General features: G+C 69.8%; 21 protein-coding genes and 2 pseudogenes. 11 read left to right on the top strand and 12 right to left on the bottom strand.

What is annotated here, in order from left to right; translation table 11 throughout:
• Nucleotides 1-9: 9 nt before the first annotated feature.
• The 7 genes from hpnH to hpnC are packed head-to-tail and all read right to left on the bottom strand — an operon-like array spanning nt 10 to nt 7,691.
• Nucleotides 10-1,011 (bottom strand): adenosyl-hopene transferase HpnH, encoded by a 1,002-nt coding sequence (hpnH, locus tag ACWDKQ_RS12055; RefSeq protein ID WP_450138765.1) that lies wholly within the window; start codon nt 1,009-1,011, stop codon nt 10-12.
• Nucleotides 1,011-1,643 carry a phosphorylase family protein gene (locus ACWDKQ_RS12050; protein WP_450138764.1) on the bottom strand — a complete coding sequence of 211 codons (633 nt, stop codon included), beginning with the start codon at nt 1,641-1,643 and terminating at the stop codon, nt 1,011-1,013. The genes hpnH and ACWDKQ_RS12050 overlap by 1 nt, the downstream gene beginning before the upstream one ends.
• Nucleotide 1,644: 1 nt before the next feature.
• On the bottom strand, nt 1,645-3,570 hold the full coding sequence (gene shc, locus ACWDKQ_RS12045; protein WP_450138763.1) for a squalene--hopene cyclase: 1,926 nt from the start codon (nt 3,568-3,570) through the stop codon (nt 1,645-1,647).
• Entirely contained in the window at nt 3,567-4,568 is a 1,002-nt protein-coding gene (locus tag ACWDKQ_RS12040; RefSeq protein ID WP_450138762.1) for a polyprenyl synthetase family protein, read from the bottom strand. The genes shc and ACWDKQ_RS12040 overlap by 4 nt, the downstream gene beginning before the upstream one ends.
• Nucleotides 4,565-5,926: a hydroxysqualene dehydroxylase HpnE gene (gene hpnE, locus ACWDKQ_RS12035; protein ID WP_450138761.1), complete on the bottom strand. Its 1,362-nt coding sequence runs from the start codon at nt 5,924-5,926 to the stop codon at nt 4,565-4,567. Before hpnE ends, ACWDKQ_RS12040 begins: the two co-directional genes overlap by 4 nt.
• Nucleotides 5,923-6,786: a presqualene diphosphate synthase HpnD gene (hpnD, locus tag ACWDKQ_RS12030; RefSeq protein WP_450138760.1), complete on the bottom strand. Its 864-nt coding sequence runs from the start codon at nt 6,784-6,786 to the stop codon at nt 5,923-5,925. The genes hpnE and hpnD overlap by 4 nt, the downstream gene beginning before the upstream one ends.
• Nucleotides 6,783-7,691: a squalene synthase HpnC gene (gene hpnC / locus ACWDKQ_RS12025; RefSeq protein WP_450138759.1), complete on the bottom strand. Its 909-nt coding sequence runs from the start codon at nt 7,689-7,691 to the stop codon at nt 6,783-6,785. The genes hpnD and hpnC overlap by 4 nt, the downstream gene beginning before the upstream one ends.
• 58 nt (nt 7,692-7,749) lie before the next feature.
• On the opposite strand from hpnC, the pseudogene ACWDKQ_RS12020 reads away from it, so the two are divergent.
• Nucleotides 7,750-8,139, top strand: a pseudogene (locus ACWDKQ_RS12020) (hypothetical protein); the annotation flags it as partial.
• Nucleotides 8,140-8,233: 94 nt separating this feature from the next.
• The gene (locus ACWDKQ_RS12015) at nt 8,234-8,545 is read left to right on the top strand and encodes a hypothetical protein (RefSeq protein WP_450138784.1); all 312 of its coding nucleotides are present in this window, start codon (nt 8,234-8,236) and stop codon (nt 8,543-8,545) included.
• On the opposite strand, the gene ACWDKQ_RS12010 is transcribed toward ACWDKQ_RS12015, so the two are convergent.
• A complete protein-coding gene (locus tag ACWDKQ_RS12010; RefSeq protein WP_450138758.1) occupies nt 8,497-9,387 on the bottom strand; it encodes an oxygenase MpaB family protein in 891 nt (296 codons plus the stop codon). The two genes, ACWDKQ_RS12015 and ACWDKQ_RS12010, sit on opposite strands and share 49 nt — an antisense overlap.
• A gap of 118 nt (nt 9,388-9,505) precedes the next feature.
• Complete coding sequence (locus ACWDKQ_RS12005; RefSeq protein WP_450138757.1) at nt 9,506-10,699, bottom strand: dipeptidase; 1,194 nt, start codon at nt 10,697-10,699, stop codon at nt 9,506-9,508.
• Between the two features lie 147 nt (nt 10,700-10,846).
• Here ACWDKQ_RS12005 and ACWDKQ_RS12000 point away from each other — a divergent pair, with 147 nt between their 5' ends.
• Nucleotides 10,847-11,101 carry a hypothetical protein gene (locus ACWDKQ_RS12000; protein ID WP_450138756.1) on the top strand — a complete coding sequence of 85 codons (255 nt, stop codon included), beginning with the start codon at nt 10,847-10,849 and terminating at the stop codon, nt 11,099-11,101.
• Nucleotides 11,102-11,366: 265 nt separating this feature from the next.
• On the opposite strand, the pseudogene ACWDKQ_RS11995 reads toward ACWDKQ_RS12000, so the two are convergent.
• Both ACWDKQ_RS11995 and ACWDKQ_RS11990 read right to left on the bottom strand, forming a co-directional pair.
• Nucleotides 11,367-11,582 (bottom strand): annotated as a pseudogene (locus ACWDKQ_RS11995) (Lrp/AsnC family transcriptional regulator); the annotation flags it as partial.
• Nucleotides 11,583-11,841: 259 nt separating this feature from the next.
• On the bottom strand, nt 11,842-12,246 hold the full coding sequence (locus ACWDKQ_RS11990) for a hypothetical protein (RefSeq protein ID WP_450138755.1): 405 nt from the start codon (nt 12,244-12,246) through the stop codon (nt 11,842-11,844).
• Nucleotides 12,247-12,368: 122 nt separating this feature from the next.
• Between ACWDKQ_RS11990 and ACWDKQ_RS11985 the strand changes: the two genes are divergently transcribed.
• The 5 genes from ACWDKQ_RS11985 (at nt 12,369) to ACWDKQ_RS11965 (ending at nt 15,775) form a co-directional block, all read left to right on the top strand.
• Entirely contained in the window at nt 12,369-13,334 is a 966-nt protein-coding gene (locus ACWDKQ_RS11985; protein ID WP_450138754.1) for a DUF3048 domain-containing protein, read from the top strand.
• A 10-nt stretch (nt 13,335-13,344) separates the two neighbouring features.
• Nucleotides 13,345-14,466, top strand: a complete 1,122-nt coding sequence (locus ACWDKQ_RS11980; RefSeq protein ID WP_450138753.1) for a CapA family protein — start codon at nt 13,345-13,347, stop codon at nt 14,464-14,466.
• 56 nt (nt 14,467-14,522) lie between these two features.
• On the top strand, nt 14,523-14,969 hold the full coding sequence (locus ACWDKQ_RS11975; RefSeq protein WP_450138752.1) for a TSCPD domain-containing protein: 447 nt from the start codon (nt 14,523-14,525) through the stop codon (nt 14,967-14,969).
• Nucleotides 14,956-15,207, top strand: a complete 252-nt coding sequence (locus ACWDKQ_RS11970) for a hypothetical protein (protein WP_450138751.1) — start codon at nt 14,956-14,958, stop codon at nt 15,205-15,207. Before ACWDKQ_RS11975 ends, ACWDKQ_RS11970 begins: the two co-directional genes overlap by 14 nt.
• 82 nt (nt 15,208-15,289) lie before the next feature.
• Complete coding sequence (locus ACWDKQ_RS11965) at nt 15,290-15,775, top strand: NUDIX hydrolase (protein WP_450138750.1); 486 nt, start codon at nt 15,290-15,292, stop codon at nt 15,773-15,775.
• A 1,011-nt stretch (nt 15,776-16,786) separates the two neighbouring features.
• On the opposite strand, the gene ACWDKQ_RS11960 is transcribed toward ACWDKQ_RS11965, so the two are convergent.
• Nucleotides 16,787-17,542 (bottom strand): FadR/GntR family transcriptional regulator, encoded by a 756-nt coding sequence (locus ACWDKQ_RS11960; RefSeq protein WP_450138749.1) that lies wholly within the window; start codon nt 17,540-17,542, stop codon nt 16,787-16,789.
• 153 nt (nt 17,543-17,695) lie between these two features.
• Here ACWDKQ_RS11960 and ACWDKQ_RS11955 point away from each other — a divergent pair, with 153 nt between their 5' ends.
• Genes ACWDKQ_RS11955 through ACWDKQ_RS11945 form a run of 3 tightly spaced genes read left to right on the top strand, consistent with a single transcriptional unit; the run spans nt 17,696 to nt 20,516 of the window.
• Nucleotides 17,696-18,430 (top strand): (Fe-S)-binding protein, encoded by a 735-nt coding sequence (locus ACWDKQ_RS11955; RefSeq protein WP_450138748.1) that lies wholly within the window; start codon nt 17,696-17,698, stop codon nt 18,428-18,430.
• 17 nt (nt 18,431-18,447) lie between these two features.
• Nucleotides 18,448-19,875 carry a LutB/LldF family L-lactate oxidation iron-sulfur protein gene (locus ACWDKQ_RS11950; RefSeq protein WP_450138782.1) on the top strand — a complete coding sequence of 476 codons (1,428 nt, stop codon included), beginning with the start codon at nt 18,448-18,450 and terminating at the stop codon, nt 19,873-19,875.
• Nucleotides 19,872-20,516, top strand: coding sequence for a LutC/YkgG family protein (locus tag ACWDKQ_RS11945; RefSeq protein ID WP_450138747.1), 645 nt, complete (start codon nt 19,872-19,874; stop codon nt 20,514-20,516). Before ACWDKQ_RS11950 ends, ACWDKQ_RS11945 begins: the two co-directional genes overlap by 4 nt.
• Nucleotides 20,517-20,583 lie beyond the last annotated feature (67 nt).

Raw genomic sequence — 20,583 nt, 5'->3', positions numbered from 1 at the left:
CTGCGGCCGTCACCCCCGCAACGCGCGGATCGACTCGCGCAGCGAGCCCATGGTCGCCAGCACGGCGGTCGGTTCGTAGCCGCAGTGCGCCATGCAGTTGGCGCAGCGCGGATCACGGCCTCGCCCGTAGGCGGACCAGTCGGTGTCGGCCAGCAACTCCTGGTAGCTCCCCGCGTAGCCGTCGTTCATCAGGTAGCACGGGCGCTGCCAGCCGTACAGCGAGTACGACGGGATGGCCCAGGCCGTGCACCGGAAGTCGACCCTGCCCTCCAGGAAGTCCAGGAACAGCGGCGAGTGGTTAAAGCGCCACTTCTTTCGCCGGCCGTCGGCGAAAACCTTCCGGAACAGCTCGCGGGTTTCCGTCACGCCCAGGAAGTGCTCCTGGTCAGGCGCCTTGTCGTAGGCGTAGGCCGGCGAGAGCATCATCTGGTCGACCCGGAGGTCGTTGTTGAGGTACTCCAGCACCTCGATGACCGACTGCGGGGTGTCGGAGGTGAACAACGTCGAGTTGGTGGTCACCCGGAACCCGCGCCGCTGGACCTCCTTGACGTTGTCCACCGCCTGCGCGAACACGCCCTGCTTGCACACCGACTCGTCGTGCCGCTCCTCCAGCCCGTCGATGTGCACGGCCCACGCGAAGTACGGCGACGGCCGAAACTTGTCGATCTTGCGTGGCAGCAGCAGCGCGTTGGTGCACAGGTAGACGAACTTCTTGCGCCTGACCAGCTCGTCGACGATGAGCTCGATCTCGGGGTGCATCAGAGGCTCGCCGCCGGCGATGGACACCACCGGCGCGCCGCACTCCTCCACCGCCGCGACGGCCTGCTCGACCGGCATCCGCTTCTTGAGCACGCTCGCCGGGTGCTGGATCTTGCCGCAGCCCGCGCAGGCCAGGTTGCACGCGAACAACGGCTCCAGTTCCAAGGTCAGGGCGAACTTCTCGCGGCGCGCGAGCTTCTGCTTCACCAGGTAAGCGCCGACGCGGATCGCCTGGCGCATCGGAATGCCCATCAGGACACCTCCTCGGGTGCGGCGGATCGGATCTCCGGCGGGACGGTGCGCTCCCGCAGGACGGCGCGGCCCCACCGCGGCAGGCACGAGCCGACGGCGTGCAGCCGGGCGAGCGCGGTCAGCGCGCGACCCGGCGTGCCGGGCCGGAGCAGCGGTTGCCGTGCGGTGTCCACTACGACCCGCACGACGCCGAATGGACGCCCGCCTGCTGCCTCGGCCAGCGCTGCTGACTCCATGTCGACGGCAAGCACCCCAGCACGGGCCATCTCGGCGCGCTGGGCGCCGTGCACCACGCGACCAGCTGTGGCGATCGGCCCGCAGCGCACCGGGAACCCGGCGCGGCGCAACTCCGCTGCCAATGACGGTGCCGCTGGGCAGCGCACGGTGCCGCGCTGACCGCGGAGCTCATCGGCCACGATCACATCGCCGGTGCAGACCTCGGTGCCGACCCCGCCGGCGAGCCCAGCGACGACCAAGACGTCGAAGTCTGCCGCGGCGAGCGAGGCCGCGCTGCGGGCGCTGCGGCGTGGTCCGTAGCCCGTGCGGCGCACGGTCCCGGGGCCCGGGGCCGCCCGCAGGGCTCGGGCTTCGACACCCAGCGGGGCGCAGACCAGCAGCCGAATCGCAGTCATCTCAGACCCCAGCACGTTGGTACCGTCCGAGCGCGGTGAGCGGGAAGATCACTCGGTACAGGTGGTAGTTGATGTAGAAGTCGCCGGGGAACCCGGTGCCGGTGAACTGCGGTTCGTCCCAACCGCCGTCCACCCGTTGGGTGCGGGCCAGGTACTGCACGCCGCGGTGCACCGCATCGGTGCCGTGCCGGCCCACCGCCACTAGCGCCAGCAACGCCCAGCCGGTTTGCGATGCCGTGGAATCGCCCCGGCCGATCCACTCCGGGTCGCGGTAGGAGCGCAGGTCCTCGCCCCAGCCACCGTCGGCGTTCTGGTGGCGTTCCAGCCACCGCACCGCCCGCCGCAGCGCCCGGTGGTCGGGTTCGAGGCCTGCCCGGACCAGCGCCGGGACCACGGCTCCGATGCCGTAAACGTGGTTCGCGCCCCAACGGCCGAACCAAGATCCGTCCTTCTCCTGGTTGTCCAGCAGCCACTTCACGCCCCGGCGCAGCACCCGGTCGTCGTGCCCCAGCGCGGCCAGCGCCTCCACCACGTGCGCCGTCACGTCGGCCGACGGCGGGTCGATCACCTCGCCGAAATCGCAGAACGGCAGCTTGCGCACCAGCGCCCGGGTGTTGTCGGCGTCGAAGGCGCCCCAGCCGCCGTCGCGGGACTGCATGCCGCGCAACCAGCGGACACCGCGCTCGATGGCGCCGCGGACCGCCTCCCGGTCCGGGTGCTCGATCCGGTTCAGCGCTAGCAGCGCTTCGGCGGTGTCGTCGATGTCCGGGTAGCCGTCGTTGTCGAACTCGAACGCCCAGCCGCCCCCGGGCGGCACGCCCGGACGGCGCACCGACCAGTCGCCCTTGACCCGGATTTCCTCGGTCAGCAGGAAGTCGGTCGCCCGGAGCAGCGACGGGTGGTCGGCAGGCACCCCCGCATCGCGCAGCGCCTGCATGCCGAGCACGGTGTCCCACACCGGGGACTGGCAGGCCTCCAGCCGCCGCAGAGGACCGGCCGGGGTCTGCTCGCGGATCAGGAAGCCCTCCAACCCGGCGAGCCCGTGCCGCAGCACCGGGTGGTCCAGCGGATAGCCGAGCAGGTGCAGCGCCAGCAGCGAGTACACCCACGGCGGCTGGATCCCGCCCCAGGAGCCGTCTGCTTCCTGTCGCGCCACGATCCACTCCGCCGCGCGCAGCATCGCGTGCTTGCGCAACGCCCTGATCGGGCGTCGGTGGTAGCCGCGCAGAACCCGGTCCAGTGCGTGGAAACCATACTTCCACGACCACTGTGGACGGACCAGTTCCGCCACGCGTCCGGTGCGCAGTTCGCGCACGTCGATGCCGAGGTTCCGGCATGGCCGCAGCGTGCACACCACGGTCAGCGGGACGACGGTCTGCCGCGCCCAGCACCCCCAGTCCGCGACGTTGAGCGGGAACCACTTCGGCAACAGCACGAGTTCCGGCGGCATCGCGGGCAGTTCGTCCCAGGACCATTCGCCGAACAGCGCCAACCAGATTCGGGTGAACACCCGGGTGGACTCCAGCCCGCCACGCGCCAGGATCCAGTCGCGTGCTACCGCCATGTGCTCGGCGTCGACGTCGTCACCAGCGAGCTTGAGCGCCGTGTAGGCCTCCACCGTGGTGGACAGGTCGCCGGGTCCGCCGTAGAAGTTCGCCCAGGTGCCGTCGGGGCGCTGCTGCGAGCGGATCCAGCGGGCGGCCTGCTCGGTCTCGGCAGCCGTGCGGATGCCGAGGAACTGCCGCAGCAGCAGGTCCTCGACGTCCATCGTCACGTTGGTCTCCAGCTCGCCCTTCCACCAGCCGTCGGGGTGCTGGAGGGAGAGCAGGTAGTCGCGGCCCGCGGCCAGCGCGGTCCGGGCATCGGCTCGTGCGGCGGAAGCGGAAACCACGCCGGTGCGGATTGGCTGCTGCAACTGATCGGTCAAAGCTTCCTCCGTACGATGAACTCGGCCAGCTCGGCCAAAGACTCGGTCGCGTCGCCCTCGGGCAAGTACTCGTCGGCGGCGGCCAGCCGCCGCTCGCACTCTTGGCGGGTCCAGTCCGCCGAGCCGGCCCGCTGCACCATTTCGGCGGCCTCGTGCAGCTGGTCCTCGGCGAGCGGTTCGGGCTGCGCGTACAGCCGGTGCAGCCGATCGCCGGCGGCGGTCCCGGAGCGCAGCGCGTGCACGACGGGCACCGACTTCTTGCGGGCCCGCAGGTCGGACAGCACGGGCTTTCCGGTGACGTCGGGGTCGCCCCACAGGCCGAGCAGGTCGTCGACGAGCTGGAAGGCCATCCCCAGTTCGGTGCCGTAGGCGTGCAGCCGGGCCACGGTTTCCTGCGGCGCGCCGACATGGAGCGCGCCGATGGATGAGGCGCAGGCGAGCAGCGCGGCGGTCTTGTCGTGCGCCATCTGCAGGCATTCGTCGAGCCGGACATCGGCGCGGCGCTCGAAGTCCAGGTCGGCGGCCTGCCCGGCGATCAGGACGCGGGTCGCGATGGACAGCGACCGGGCCGCTGCCGCCGCATGGCGCGACGGCGATTCCAGCAGGATCTCGTTGGACAGCGCCAGCAACGCGTCCCCTGCCAGCAGCGCCGCCGGTTTTCCGAAGACGGTCCACGCGGTCGCCCGGTGGCGGCGGGAGGTATCGCCGTCCATCACGTCGTCGTGCAGCAGGGAGAAGTTGTGCACGAGTTCTACCGCGGCCGCCGCGACGATCGGATCCCCTGCTCTGGTGGCAACGCTGCGCGCGGACAGCAACACCATCGCCGGCCGCAGGGCCTTCCCGCCACCACCGCCCGGGGAGCCGTCGGCGTCGCTCCAGCCGAAGTGGTACTCGCACACCCGGCGGGTGTCCGGATCGAGTCGGTCCACTGCGTTGCGCAGCACCGGATCCACCGCCTCCCTGGCGGTTTGCAGGGCTGGTGGCAGAACGGTCGTCATGCTGTCACCTCCACGCCGTGTTGCGAGCGCTGGTCCAGATCCACTACCTCGGCGGCGCGGGTACCGCTGAGCACCGCTCCCTCCGTCGTGTCGGGCCATCCGGTGGCGGTCCACGCCCCGGCGAGCACCAGGCCGGGCACCTCGGTGCGGGCCTGCGGCCGGAGCGCGGCGGTGCCGGGCGCCTGCCGGAAGGTCGCGTTGGGCTCGCGGGTGACGAAGAAGTCGAGGACCCGCGCGCGGCGAGCGTGCGGGAAGATTTGCCGCAGCGCGGGGATGAACAGGTCGTGCAGGTAATCGGTGCGCGCCTGGAGGTGTTTTTCGGCGGCGGAAAGCGAGACGGCCAAGTACTGCCCGCGGGGTGCGCCGGAGATGGCTGTCCGGTCGAAGACCCATTGCACCGGGGAGTCCAGCACAGCGGCCATCTCGAGACTGGTGACCGGCCGGTCGTAGAGCACGTGCACGTTGACGATCGGTGCTGCGGACAGCTTCGCCCACGTCGCCACGCCCGGTATCGGAAGGTCCGCCACAAGCGTCGCCGCCGCGCGGTGCGGGACCGCGACGACGACCGAGTCCGCGGTGAGCACCGATTCCCTGGTGTTCTCGCGCACCGGGACCTGAAAACCCGTGCCGGAGCGGCGGATCGCCCGAGCCTTGCAGCGGAGCCGGATGCCGACACCCGCTTCCAGCAATGTGCGGTGGGCGGCTTCGCCGTGCAATTGCCCCAGCGGCACCTGGGGAATCCCGATGTCGGCGCTGTCGGTGGTGTCCAGCACGCCCGTCCGGAACACCTTGGCCGCCAACGCCATCGACGCATCCGCAGGCTCGGCGTTGAGCGCCGCCAACGTCAACAACCCCCACAGCGCATCGACGGCGCGCGGCGACTCGCCGCGCTGCCTCAGCCACTGCCCGAGACTGATGTCGTCCAGCGCGGGGTCGGCCGGATCGAGCCGCCGAAGCGCCAGCGCGGTGCGCGCCACCCGCATCCGTTCCGCCGCGGTCAGCATCCGGTACCCCAGCAGCGTCGGGGTCAGGTGTGCCGGCGCCGGGAGGTTCCAGCGGCACAGCACCGAAGCCCGGCCGCCGGGGCTGAGCACCGGGACGTGGAACCGTGGTTGCACGCTGATCGAGTCGGCGACGCCGAGCCGCCGCAGCAGGCCGGTGTAGGCGGTGTAGCAGCGTAGGAAGACGTGCTGCCCGGTGTCCACCACGAGGTCGCCGCGCACGAAGGAGTAAGTCGCGCCGCCCAGCCTGGGGCGCGTCTCCAGCAACTCGACCTCGAATCCCAGTTCGGCGCAGCGCAGCGCCGCCGTCACCCCGGCCAGGCCGCCGCCGACCACCACCACGCGCCCCCGGCTCACGGTGCCATCCCCGCCAGCGACCGCGCCGCGACGCCCGCCTTTCGCCAGCCAGACAGCGAGGTCCGCTGGTGCAATGCGGCACGCGGGTCGGCGGCGATGCAGGCCAGCAGTTCGTGGTAGATGCCCGCCATCGACGCGCAGCACGCCCGGCTGCGCCGGTCGAGCATCGGCAGCAGCCGGAGCCCTTTGGCGTACCACTGCTCGGCGCGGGCGGCCTGGAAGCGGATCAACCGGCCCCACCTCTCCGGGTCCTCGATCCGCCCGTTGCCCGGCTCCAGCCGAACGCCGAACCTCTCGAGGTCCTCGGCAGGCAGATAGACCCGCCCGGCCAGCTGGTCCTCCTGGATGTCGCGCAGGATGTTGGTCAGCTGCAGCGCGACACCGAGCGCGTCCGCGCGTCGCTCGGCCGTGGGCGGGTCGATGGTGCCGAACACGCCCAGTGACAGCCGCCCGATCGAACCGGCCACGCAACGGCAGTAGTGCAGCAGTTCCTCGAACGTGCCGTAGCGCACGCCGCGTACATCGGCTTCGCAGCCGTCGATGAGCTCGTCGAAGGCCGCCAGTGGCACCGGCAGCTTTGCCGCCGAGTCCGCCAGCGCCACCAGCACCGGGTCGGCGGCACCGATGCTCGCCGCGTGGATCGCCTCCCGGGCCTGCTTCAGGCTCCGCAGCTTCTCCTCGCACGGCAGGTCGCCGTCGCCGATGTCGTCCACGCGGCGGGCGAAGGCGTAGACCGCCGACAGCGCCCGCCGCTTCGGGCCGGGCAGCAGCCGGATCCCGTAGGAGAAGTTTCGCGCCTGCTCCCGGGTGATCTGCTCGCACTCCAGGTAGGCGTCCCGGATCCGGGCCCAATCGGTCACCAAATGCCTCCCAACACGTACAACCGTCCCCATTCGGCGAAGGTCCGCCCCCGCCCCGGCCGCACGTCGAAGCCGAGCGGATCGTGCTTCGCCGCGGCGAACGCCGCCGCCGTGGCACGTCCGCCCGCGACATAACCGGCGACCGCTATCCGGGCCATCCCGGATAGCTCCCCGACCAGCGGTGCGCCGGCGTCGAGCATCCGGCGCGCGCGGTCCACTTCGTACTTCACGAGCCCACAGAGCCTCGTCGAGGCGCGGTCGGCGACCAGTTCCGGTTCCTGGCAGCCGAAGCGCTGCATGTCGTCGGTCGGCAAGTACACCCGGTCCTGGCGGTAGTCCTCGGCGATGTCCTGGCAGTGCTCCAGGATCTGCAGCGCGCTGCAGATCCTGTCGGAGAGCGTGATCAGCGCGGGTTCGGCCCGTCCGAAGACGTGCAACACCGCTTCCCCGACCGGGTTCGCGGACAAGGCGCAGTAGTCGAGCAGGTCCGGGAAGCTGCGGTAGCGCCGCACCTGCTGGTCCTGCCGGTTGGCGTCGATCAACTTGACCAGCACCTCTAGCGGAATGGCACACTCGGCGACCGTCGGTGTCAGCGCACGCAGCATCGGAATCCGAGCCGTTGCCTGGTAGGCGCGCTTGAGATCTATTTCGAGGAAGTCGAGTAGCGCCCCGCGGTTGCCAGGAGCCTCGTCCCCGGCGTAGTCGACCAGCCGGAAGAAGCCGTACAGGGCGTGCAGATGCCGTCGCAGCCCGCGCGGCAGGATCCGGGCGGCGACCGGGAAGTTCTCCGACCGCATCCGGGCGAGCACCGCGGCACTCCGCGGAAAATCACCCGAACGTGGCATCCCGTCCGAGTTTTCGGAATCCCCGCCGGACATCGCGCTATCAGGCAGCGACAAGACCATCGAACCCTCCTCCTATCCCCGCCGACCAGGAGGCGCATTCGGCATCGTATGAGCACCTATGCGGCACCGCAGGGCGAGCAACGATGCGCCGATTTTTCCCGTGATTCGTAACGCTGTTCGACCAGAAGAACTTGTGGTCTACAGAGGACGCGGGACGATCACCACAGTGGACCGGACGAGGCCGCCGAGCCCACTCCGGCCGAACAGACACAACGTCAACAATCCGCCGGTCACGGCCGCTCCGGCGCAGGTTCCGCTGCGCCGGCGACATCCGGGCAAAAACCCAAGACCGTCGTCGATCATCCCGCCGGAGATCCGCGCTTCGTCACGCGCGGACCTTCGCGGCAGCGGAGATGTGCGGGATTTCCGCGACACCTTCAAAGAACTCACCGACGCCACGGCCCCCGACGAGGCGCTGAGCGCCGTGTACACCTCCGGCACCACCGGCGACCCGAGCGGCGTGGTGCTCTCGCACCGCAACTTGCTCCACCAAGCTGTCATGCAGGACTTACTGGTGGCCAACGCCGGAGCACCCGCGTTCGGTGCCGTACCTGCCGATGACGCACGTCGCCGAGCGGATGCTGAGCATCTACGTGCCGATCTGGACGGCGGGCCACATCACGACCTGCCCGGGTCCGGCCGTGCTGCAACCAGGCCGCGCTGCTCCAGCAGGCGCGGGACGTGGCGTCATCGTCGTCCGCTGGATCCCGAATGTCCTCGAACGCTTCCCGGGCCGCGTCCAGCACTCGATCATCGGCGCGTTCCGACAACGGGCGCTGCAAGGCGCCTTCCAACGCACCGGGTGTCACGTGGCCACCGGGCAGGTCTGCTTCGCCCGGCGCTTGACGTGGTAGCGGTGGAACGAATCCGGCCCGAGGTCGGTGATGTCATAACCGTCCGGATAGGATATCGGATCCGGCCCGACCGGGCGGGAATCCGGCCGGACCGGCCCCACACGAACGAGCTCGGCGCGCACCTTCAGCGCCGCCTCGGCGGCCTTGCGGCCGACGTTGCCGGCCTGCGGGAAGCCGAAGGCAGCCAGTAGGTGCGGCTCCATCAGGAACCGCGCCGCCCGCGCCACTGCCGGTGACAGTAACCGGGGATACCAGGAGCCGAACAGGTCCAGCGTCGCGTCGACGACGCGGCGGCCGCCCGCGCCGAATTCGAAGTGCTCCCGCTCGTAGTCGTCGAATAGCCGCTCGAACTCCGCGTATGTCTCCGGGATTCCGGAGAGTTTCATGCCTTCGCCGAGCCGCCGCATGGTGTTGGTCAGCGCCCGCACCTCGCGCGGGTGCAGCTTCCGCCAGCCGAACTGCTCGATCCAACGCACCGGCGTCACCACGAACGTCGACAGCGTGTAGGCGTAGTCGTCGTTGCTGATCCGGTACCGGCCGTGGATGGCGTTGAGCTGTTCCAGCGCCTGCCGCCCGCGGTCGCTGGTGGTGCCCCAGTGGAAAATCTCGTAGAGGACGAGGACGGTGTCGTCGTAGCGCTTCTGCGTGGACCAGGCGAATTCGCCGGTGCGGTCCAGCAGCCGGCCGATGCTGGGCACCGCGTAGGTTCGGAACAGCGCGAACTCCAGGGCCTTGGTGATGTCCCAGGGGAATTCGTACTCGGCGAGCAGCCGGTAGATCTCCTCGCAGTCACGGTCGGGATCGAGCGCGAGGATCCGCTCCAGCCGGTCGAAACGCCTCATTGCACAGCACCTCGTCTCGGGCGCATGTTCGATTGCCGCGACCGTAGCGAGCGGTGAGACAGCTGGGCAACAACCGTCTCACCGTCTCGCCCGACCGGCCTAGCGGAACAGCTCCGCATCAGCCGTCCAGCTGGTCGATGGTCGCAATCGAGGGGCGTTCGGTGCGCTGGAGGTCGCGGGCCACGTCCTCCGCGTCGCGGAGCACGCGCACGGCGTTGTGCCAGGTTAGCTTGGCGAGGTCGGCCTCGGACCAGCCTCGGGTGATCAGCTCCGCGATCAGGTTCGGGTACCCGGCGACGTCGTCCAGGCCCTGCGGGGTGAAGGCGGTGCCGTCGTAGTCGCCGCCGATGCCGATGTGGTCGATGCCCGCGACCTCGCGCATATGATCGAGGTGGTCGGCCACGGTCCCGGCGGTGGCCACCGGCCGCGGATTCGCGGCCTCGTACGCCCGCAGCGCCTCCAGTGCCTCGGGCTTCGTGTCCAGCGGATCGAAGCCCTGCTCGCTCAGCACGTCCTGGGCCCGCTTGCTCCATTCGATCGCCGCGGGAAGCACGAACTTCGGCACGAAGGTAGCCATCGCAACGCCACCGTTGGCGGGCAACGCTGCCAGCACGTCGTCGGGGATGTTGCGCGGGTGGTCGCAGACGGCCCGTGACGAGGAGTGCGAGAAGATCACCGGGGCTCGGGTGGCGCCCAGCGCGTCCCGCATGGTGTCGGGGGCGACGTGCGAGAGGTCCACCAGCATGCCCAGCCGGTTCATCTCGCGCACCACCTCGACGCCGAAGCGGGTCAGCCCCTTCGCAACCGGTTCGTCGGTGGCCGAGTCCGCCCACGGCACGTTGTCGTTGTGGGTCAGCGTGAGATAGCGGACGCCCAGTTCGTGCAGGGCGCGCAAGGTGGCAAGCGAACACGCGATGGAGTGGCCGCCCTCGGCGCCCATCAGCGAGGCGATGCGGCCGTTGGCGCGGGCGGCCTCCAACTCATCGGCGGTGCGCGCGAGCTGCAATTGCTCCGGGTAACGCGCGACGAGCGCGCGCACGCAGTCGATCTGCTCGATCGTGGCGCTGACCGCCTTGTCGCCCTGGTACTCGGCCTTGACGTAGACCGACCAGAACTGGCCGCCGACGCAGCCGGCGCGCAGCCGGGCCAGGTCGGTGTGCAGCCGCGCCGACTGGTCCTGGGCGATATCGCAGCGGTCCAGGTCATAGCCGACCTGCTCGCGCAGTGCCCAAGGCAGGTCGTTGTGTCCGTCGATCACCGGGTGCTCGGCGAGGAGCGTCCGTGCCCGCTCCAGCGCTGCTTTGTCGGTCATCTCCGCACCCCAATCTCCCGAGATCATCCCATCGGGTGCACTCGATGCAGCGAGCATATCCGGCGTCGAACCGCCCCAGCCGCCACGCGCATCGGCGCCGCCACTGATCGAATCGACGAATCCCGTCACTGGCCGCACCATCAAGCCATGGACCACATCCCCGGGCAGCAGGACGGCAACGATCTGCCCACAGTGCTCGCCGAGTACGGGCACCTGGCGGCGCAGTTGCCGAGCGCCTCCCGCCGCCGCGCCGAGGCGCTGCGTGCCCGCCTGGCGGAGCTGGACATACTGATCGACGAGCACATCGCCCGCCTGACCCCGCACCAGTCTCCACCCGACGCGGAAGACCAGCACCGGCACAACCACCCGGGCATCGACCGCCAGGGGGTCCACGGCGCGTAAAGCTTTGGGGGGCGGATGGAGACTGGCGGTTTGAGCTCGCAGGGCGGCTCGGTGGCGGAGCGGCCGATGTTGCGGTGCTGCGGCCAACGTCGGCTGCGCCCACGGGACGAGTGACGAAGCCGCGCTTGATCGTGAGGCGTTCACGTCGGCCTGCCAACTGCGGATCCCGTCGATTCCGCCGAGGTTGCCGATGGCGAAGCCGCATCACTTCGGCTTGGCACCCGAGGGCGGCGGCGGGGACGAGCGCCAGGGGTTCCACGCATCCTCGGCGGTAGAGCGCCTCGCAGCGCCGCCGAACGGTGCTCTCGTTTACACCCAGCTGTTTGGCCAAGCCCTGGAACGACGCACGGCCGTCTTCGCGCAATAACGCAAGGATCCGGCCGTCCAGTGCGTCGAAGTGCGAATCGTCGCAGACGTGCGGCGCACGCGGCTGGCACAAGCCGTCGGCGCCGCCGATGAGCTGACGGCTCCAGTCCTGCACCTACGGGATGCCTTGCAGTTCCTCCACCAGCAGCGTGTGCAGCCCAACCCCGCGCGATACCTGGATCTCGACGATCAGGTCGTGCTCGCCGGTGAGCACCACCAAGAACGGACGTCCGGACGGTCCACGAGCGCCGCGGCCGTCGCCAGCTGCGCAGCAAACCCGTGCTAACAACAAGTCCCCGGCGCGGCCTTGCTGCAAATTTCTTCCGCTTAACCCGCAACTCGTTGAACACCACCAACGCGACGCCAACCGCACATCATGCGACCAATCCGAGGACAGCCGGTAGAGCACCCGCGCCATTGAAGTAGAGAACGCCGCGCATCGAGTCCACGGCCTGACCCAACGGCAGGAACCGGTGCAGCGACTGGAAGAAGGTCGGCACCAGCTCCTTGGGGATCGCGCCGCTGCTGGAAGGCATGCTCAACATCACGAACATCCCAATCGCAACGCCGGATATGAACTGCTTCACGAGAGGCACCAACCCGAGCGTCGTCCACGCGACGGCTCGGGTGAGCAGAAATTCGATCAGCAGCAGGATCGGCTCGTTGTAGATCACGTCCATGGACAGCCCGTCATCCAGCTGCCGCTGCTGGACACCCTCGTCCACGCCCGACGGCAGCCGTCCAGCACCAGTTCCGAGTTCCGCGAGGTCGTCATGCACGGCCGGGACACCCGAATGACCGACCTGGAACAACCGGTCTTCGCCTGGCGCTTACCGCGCAGGCGCAGAAGTGACGCCGTCGCGGGCGTAGCCTGGACAGTGGAGGGATTCCGGGAGAAATCATGCGGCGCGGGCAAATGCGCCTACTGTTCGCAGCGGCGCTGATCTTGCTCGCGGTGTTCGGTATGGCCGCCTGCGGCCTGTTCTCGACGCCGCGCGCTGGGTACCCCTCACGGCCGGAATCCCCTCCCGCCAGTACTACCCCCGCCCCCGCCCAGCCTCCGGGCCCGGCGGTGCTCGCGGTGAAGATCGACAACGTGCCCGAAGCGCGGCCGCCGGTCGGCATCGGCGTCGCCGACGTGGTCTACGTCGAACCGGTGGAGGGCGGCTACAGCCGCCTGCTGGGGATCTTCGCGTCGCACCAACCGCCGACGATCGGGCCGGTGCGCAGCGCCCGGGAGACCGATGCGGAACTGCTCCCCCAGTTCGGGCACCCAACGCTCGCGTATTCCGGCGCGGCGCCCGAACTCCTGCCGCTCATCGCGGCGGCACCGGTGACCGACGCCTCCGACGCGCATCAGCCCGCGGCCTTCACCCGCGACGGGTCGCGGCCCGTCCCGCACAACCTGTTCGTCGACCCGTCGAAGTTGCCGCCCGGCGCGCCGTGGCCCGGCCAGAACCGGCTCACCCCCGGCCCCGCCCCTAGCGGCGGGACCCCGACGGGCCACTACGAGGTCACCTTCCCGTCCGCCACCGTCGGCTTCGACTGGTCAGCAGAGGAGCAGCGGTGGCTGGTGTCGATGGACGGGGCCCCGTACGCGGCCGTCGACAGCGGCCGGCTCGGCCCGCCGACCGTGGTGATCGAGCGGGTCAAGGTCCGCGAGTCGGCGATCCACGACGCCGCGGGCAACCCTTCGCCGATCGCCGAGACGGTCGGCAGCGGCCCGGTCACGATGCTCCGCGACGGGCGGGCGTTCAACGGCACCTGGTCCCGGCCCGCCCCGGACGCAGCCGCCACATACACCGGGCCATCGGGCGAGGCGCTGCTGCCCGCGGCCGGTCAGGTGTGGATCGTGCTGACGCCGTGAGGGACGCGGGATGGATTTGATCCGGTTGTTCCTCTGCGGCGACGTGATGCCCGGCCGTGGCGTCGATCAAATCCTGCCGCATCCAGGCAACCCCGTCCTGCACGAGCACTACCTGCGGGACGCGCGCAGTTACGTCGCGGCGGCCGAAGCGCGCAACGGTCCGATCAGCAGCCCGGTCGGCTTCGGCTGGCCCTGGGGCGGCGCGCTGCGCGCACTCGACTCGGCCGCGCCCGACGTGCGGGTGATCAACCTCGAATCCAGCATCACCGGCGGCGGCGAGTTCGCCCCGGACAAGGGCGTGCACTACCGGATGAATCCGGCGAACGTGGATTGCCTGCGCGCCGCTCGGCCGGACGTGTGCAGCCTGGCAAACAACCACGTCCTGGATTTCGGCCGCCGAGGACTGGCCGACACCCTCGACGCGCTGTCGGGGGCGGGCCTGCGCTGGGTCGGCGCCGGGCACGACGCTGACGAAGCACACCAGCCGGCGGTAATCGGCACCCCGCACGGCCGGATCGTGGTCTTCGGCTACGGCGCCGAGTCCAGCGGCATCCCGGCGAGCTGGGCGGCGACCGCGAACCGGTCGGGCGTGAACTTCTTGCCCGACCTCTCCGATCGCTGGGCCGCCGAGATCACCGGCGAGATCCGGGAGCGGACCCGCCCCGGCGACATCGTGGTCGTCTCGCTGCACTGGGGCACGAACTGGCAGTACTACGTCGGCGCCGACCAGGTCCGTTTCGCACACCGGCTGATCGACGGCGGCGTGCACGTGGTGCACGGGCATTCGTCGCACCACCCGCGGCCGATCGAGATCTACCGCAACCGGCTCGTGCTCTACGGCTGCGGCGATTTCATCGACGACTACGAGGGCATCCCCGGCTACGAGCAGTACCGGGACGACCTGCGCCTGCTGTTCTTCGCGGCGCTGGCTCCCTCCGGAGACCTCGTCGATCTTCGTATGCTGCCGATGCAGGCCAGGCGGATGCGCCTGCACCCCGCCTCGGCCGCCGACGCCGAATGGCTGTGCGCCACGTTGGCCCGGATCAGCGCCGGTTTCGGCACCTCCGTGGCGCTGTCGAACAGAACGCTGCACGCAAGCCGCCGCCCGAGCGCATCACCGGCGCAGCACTGAGGTACGGTCCCGCATTGTCCATAAAGGACGACCGATCCGAAGGAGCGCCTCCCGGCATGGCCCGCACCGACGTCGCCCCGGCGCGCACGCGCCGGATCATCCGGATGGACCAGAGCGCGGCGCGGCAGCACCCGCCGCGACGCCGCCGCGGCTACACGGTCCGCTTCGAAATCGGCGGCGTAACGGGTCACCTGACCACCAACGCTTACCCGGACGGCAAACTCGGCGAGGTCTGGGTAAGCGTCGACCAGCAGGGCAGCCCGCTCAGCGGCTTCCTGGACAGCTTGTCGGCCGCCGTATCGCTGGGCCTGCAGCACGGGGTACCGCTGGAGAAGTACGTGGCGAAGTACGTGGGCATGCAGTTCGAACCGCGCGGCTCGGTGACCGACCCGGACATCGAGTACGCCCACTCCCTCCCCGACTACGTCTTCCGCCGCCTCGCCCTCGACTACCTCGACGCGCCGACCTGCGCAGAACTCGGCATCCGCAGTGGATCCCGTTGACTCGCACCGACTTCCCGCTCCACCGGCCGGCGATGCCCCTACCTGGCGGGAACGGCATGACCTCTCCGAGCGCGTCCGCATCGCGGGGGACATCCACGCCCGGCTGCTACCCGTGGTCGCAGACCGGCCGATCCGTCCGCACGTGCAGGAAGTGGCGCCGATCGAGAACGCGGCCCGCGCTCTGTTGGAGGTCGCCGCCGCCGGTTCGGCGGACAAGATCGTGCTGGATTTCGGTTGAGCCGCCGCGCGGCGATCGGGAAATTCCGCTGGTTCATCGGTTAAAGTGATCTTTCCCAGCACAGTGGAAGGAACCTGCAGCGATGCCCAAGTTCACCTGGCACACCAGCGCCGTGCCCGAGGGCCTGCCGGTGCGGCAGGTGTACGGGTTCCTGTTCGTCCCGGATGGGCGGCTGCTGATCCGCCTCGACGGCAACAAGCATTCGCTGCCGGGCGGTCGCCCGGAGCCCGGCGAGGTCGAGTACGTCGACATCCTGCGCCGCGAGACCATGGAAGAGGTCACCGTCGACATCGGCGAACCGCATTACCTGGGCTACCAGCGCGTGGATGACGGCATCTCGCCATACGCCCAGGTCCGGATGGCCGCGCTGATCACCACCGTGCACCCGTCGGAGCCAGACCCGGACAGCGGACGGATCTACCGGCGGCTGCTGGTCCACCCGGGCAAGGCCGGCGACCTGCTCGCCTGGGGCGAGACCGGTTACCAGCAGGCGACCGCCGCCGCCGACGCGGCGGTCAACGTCTTCGACCTGCCCGGCTCCGGCCTGCCCGAGACTGGCTACCTCTGACGCGCAGGCTTTGCAGTTGAGGCGGAGCCGCGTGACGGGCTTGCTGGTAAGCGCTCTAAATCAGGCCACCTGGCCCGACTTCGCTGACCTGGTCAACAGGCACAACGGTGTGTGGGGCGGCTGCTGGTGCATGGCCTTGCACTCCGAAGGCGTGGACGGTACAGACGGCCGCGCAGAACCGGGCCAGCAAGGAATCTCGAGTGCGAGGGGGCCGAGCTCACGCTGCCCTCGTGTACGACGGCCCGACCTGCGTCGGCTGGTGCCAGTTCGGACCGACCGATGAGCTGCCGCGGATCAAGCACCGGCGTGCGTACCTCGCCGATCTGGGATCCTTCCGGACTGGCGGATCACGTGCTTCTTGGTCGAAGGCAAGTGCAGGCGGGGCATCCCCTCAGCCGCGCTAGGCGGGGCCCTGCAAGAGATCGCACGTCTCGGGGGCGGGACAGTGGGAAGCTCCTTCGAAGCTGTCGAAGACCGGTCGGTCTCCGTATCGTTTCTGCACAACGGCACGATGTCGATGTTCGAGGGACATGGGTTTAACCGGACTCGTTGCCTCGGCAAGCACCGCTGAGTTGTTACCAAGATCGTGCGCTGAAGTCCGCCCGAGGGTGACGGCCTCGGGCACGCTCGGCCATGGCCGCTGAAGGCCGTCGACGAGCCGACCGTGCAGCCGGCCCCGACCGAGACCGGGCTGAAGCTGCTGCGGGAGCTCAAGTCGACCATCGCGGGAGGCGCCGAATGACCGATGCCCACGGCCGGGGACTGGCCGTCGTCCCGCACGCCTGAGAGCTTTGGAGCAGAAGGAGCTCTGCGATGACCACTCATGAAACCCGGTCGCCTACCGGGCTGGTTCTGCAGCACTACGGCAGCGACGGCTAGGTCCACCCGGCGCTGAACACCCCCGAGTACGGCTTTTCCGCGCTGCGCCGCCGCTGCTGGCGACCGCGGCCAAGATCGGCGCCGACCTCGCCGTCGCACCGCCCTCCCGTGCCGTCGGGCGGGGCTGATCGCCTACGCCATGTCCTGCGCCCAGCCGTTGCGGTAGAACCCGCGGATGTGGCGTTCCATCTGCTCCTCGGCCGCGGTGGCGTCGCCAGCTTCGAGCGCCTGCTGGATCATCCGGTGGTCGTGGCGCAGCCCATCGGCGATTGGAAACCACTCCTCGCCCAGGTCGTCGAAGGCGGCCAGCAGCGGTCGGCGCATCGACTCGCGGATCGCGATCGTCATGTCCGCGACCAGCCGGTTACCGCCTGCCTCGGCGATGGCCACGTGGAACTCGGTGTCCAGGTCATTGAACAGCTCGCGGTCGCAGCCGGGGGCGTCCATCGCGTCCAGCAGCTTGCGCAGATCTTCGAGAGCCGCCGGGGTGGCGCGCTGCGTCGCATTGCGCACGCTCTCGCGTTCGAGCATGATCCGCGCCTGCACGACGTCGGCCAGCGGGAAGTTCGCCAGCGCGACGTGCAGGCGGAGAAACCGCGTCAACGCCTGGCTCGGCAGCGCGGCCACCGTGGTCCCGGAATCCGGGCCGGTGCCGACCGCCATGCGAAGCACGCCCTGGGCTTCCAGCGCGCGGAACGCTTCACGCACCGCCGCCCGGCTCACGCCGAGCATCTGCGCCAGGTCCCGTTCCGGGGGCAACCGGTCGCCGACTTCCAGCTGACCGCTGACGATCTGCTCCTCGATCCGCTCGATGACCAGCTCGTAGGTGCGCGTCCGGGCAACCGGCCGCCAATTGCCACCCTGCTCATCGGTTCCGAACCCGGCCAAATCCAAACCTCCTTGCGAGGCGCCACCAGCATCGCTCATGGTACCGCCAATTCTTGGTTTGACCATACTATGGTCTACTCTACTGCAGTCCGGCTTGCTGTCGTGGATGCTTCCGAGGTGCCCGCAGCGGCCCGAGCGAAACGGAGGACGCGGATGAGGGTTGCGTTGTTCGCGACCTGCCTCGGGGACGCGATGTTCCCGGCGGCACCCAAAGCGACGGTGCAGATTCTGGAACGGATCGGCTGCGAGGTGGAATTCCCGGCCGCGCAGACCTGCTGCGGGCAAATGCATACCAACACCGGCTACCGCAAGCAGGCGGTCTCCTCGGTGCGGACCTTCGTGGACGCCTTCGGCGACTACGACGCCGTGGTCGCCCCGTCCGGATCGTGTGTGGCTTCCGTGCGCCACCAGCACGCGATGGTCGCCGACGGAGACAAGCGGCTCAGCCACGCCGTCGCGCAGATCGCGCCGCAGGTCCACGAGCTGTCCGAGTTCCTCGTCGACGTCCTCGGGGTGACCGACGTCGGCGCGTACTTCCCGCACCGCGTGACCTACCACCCCACCTGCCACTCAGTGAGGCTGCTGCGGGTCGGCGACAAGCCGCTGCGATTGCTGCGCGCGGTGCGCGCGCTGGAGCTCGTCGAGCTCCCCGCGGCCGACCAGTGCTGCGGTTTCGGCGGCACATTCGCCCTGAAGAACCCCGACGTTTCGGTGGCGATGGGCGCGGACAAGGCTCGCCACGTCCGCGAAACCGACGCGGAGGTGCTCTGCGCCGGAGACAGCTCGTGCCTGATGCACATCGGCGGGCTGCTCTCCCGGCAGCGCTCCGGGATCCGGATGATGCACCTGGCCGAGATCCTCGCCTCGACGGAAGGACCCGAGCGGTGACCGGCACCTACTTGGGCATGCCCGCCTTTCCGCAGGCTGCGAAGCGGGAGCTTGCGAAATCGCAGCTGCGGCACAACCTGGCCAACGCCACCTCCACGATCCGGCACAAGCGCGCCGCCGTCGTCGGCGAGCTCGACGACTGGGCGCAGCTGCGCGAGGCCGGGGCGGCGATCAAGGCGCACACGCTGTCCAACCTGGACAACTACCTGGAGCAGTTCGAAGCCGCGGCCTCCGCCGCCGGCGGCACCGTGCACTGGGCGCGGGACGCCGAGGAGGCCAACCGGATCGTCGTGGACCTGGTGCGGGCCACCGGCGAGCGCGAGATCGTCAAGGTCAAGTCGATGGCCACCCAGGAAATCGAGCTCAACGAGGCCCTCGAGGCCGCCGGGATCGACGCCTGGGAGACCGACCTGGCCGAGTTGATCGTCCAGCTGGGACACGACACCCCGAGCCACATCCTGGTGCCCGCCATCCACCGCAATCGCGCGGAGATCCGGGAGATCTTCCAACGCGAGATGGGCAAGGTCGGGGTGCCCGCGCCCGCGGACCTCACCGACGAACCCGTCCGGCTGGCCGAGGCCGCCCGGCGGCACCTGCGGGAGAAGTTCCTGCGCGCCAAGGTCGCCGTCTCCGGGGCGAACTTCGCGGTGGCCGAGACGGGCACGCTGGTGGTCGTGGAGTCCGAGGGCAACGGCCGGATGTGCCTGACCTTGCCGGAGACGCTGATCAGCGTGGTCGGCATCGAGAAGCTGGTGCCGCGCTGGCAGGACCTGGAGGTCTTCCTGCAGCTGCTGCCGCGCTCCAGCACCGGCGAGCGGATGAACCCCTACACCTCGACTTGGACGGGGGTCACCGCCGACGACGGTCCGCAGTCGTTCCACGTGGTGCTGCTGGACAACGGCCGCACCAACGCGCTCGCCGACGAGATCGGCCGCCAGGCGCTGCGCTGCATCCGCTGCTCTGCGTGCTTGAACGTGTGCCCGGTGTACGAACGCACCGGCGGCCACGCCTACGGCTCGGTGTACCCGGGCCCGATCGGCGCAGTGCTGATGCCTCAGCTGCGCGGCACGACGTCCGAAGTGGACAAGGCGCTGCCGTACGCGTCGTCGTTGTGCGGCGCCTGCTACGACGTGTGCCCGGTCGCGATCAACATCCCGGACCTGCTGGTGCACCTGCGCACCCGCGTGGTCGAGGAGCACGGTTGGCGGTCCAAACCGGTTGACGCGCTGATGAGCCTGGCGTCCTGGGTGTTCGGGAACTCGAAACGGCTCGCCGCGGCGGAGCGGCTGGCGTCGCTGAGCCGACTCGTCGTGGGCCGCAAGGGCACCATCGGCCGACTACCCCCGCCGCTGTCGCGCTGGACCGATGCGCGGGACGCGCCGGCCCCGGCAGAGGAGTCCTTCCGCATCTGGTGGGAACGCTCCCGAGGAGGTAATTCGCGATGAGCGCACGGAATTCGGCACGCGAGGCGATCCTGGGCCGGGTGCGCTCGGCGCTGGCTGGGACCGACCGGCTGCCGGCCGCGGGCATTCCCCGCGACTATCGCACCGAACGCCCGGTGGCCGACTTGGTCGGACTGTTCTGCGAACGGGTCGCCGACTACCGGGCCACTGTGGACCGGGTCGGGCCCGGCGAGCTGCCCGCCGCGATCGTGGCCGCCGCGCACTCCGCCGGTGCCCGTCACGTCCTTACCCCGACTGGGGTACCACAGTCGGGGCGCGATGCGTTGCGCGCGGAGTTCTCGCTGGTCGACGGCACGGGCATCGGCACGGCCGAGCTGGAGCGCGTCGACGCGGTGATCACCACAGCCGTGGTGGGTATCGCTTCGACCGGCACCATCGTGCTCGACCACGGCCCCGGCCAGGGCCACCGCGCGGTGACACTGGTGCCGGACGTCCACATCTGCGTCGTCGAGGAATCCCAGGTCGCCGACGACGTCCCGGTCGCGCTGCACCGACTGGACCCGGCACGGCCGATGACCTTCATCAGCGGACCTTCCGCCACCAGCGACATCGAGCTCAACCGGGTCGAAGGCGTCCACGGTCCCCGGACCCTCCACGTCCTGGTCACCCCGAGCCCGGGCTGAGGAGGTTGCGGGCCGGGCCTCCCGCCCAGGTCTCGGTCCGTGCACACTGATCACCAGGATCAGGATT

The sequence above is a fragment of the Saccharopolyspora sp. NPDC000995 genome (genome assembly GCF_053599315.1).
Note: the sequence above shows the minus strand (reverse complement) of the source record. Positions and strands in the feature narration are given on the sequence as shown.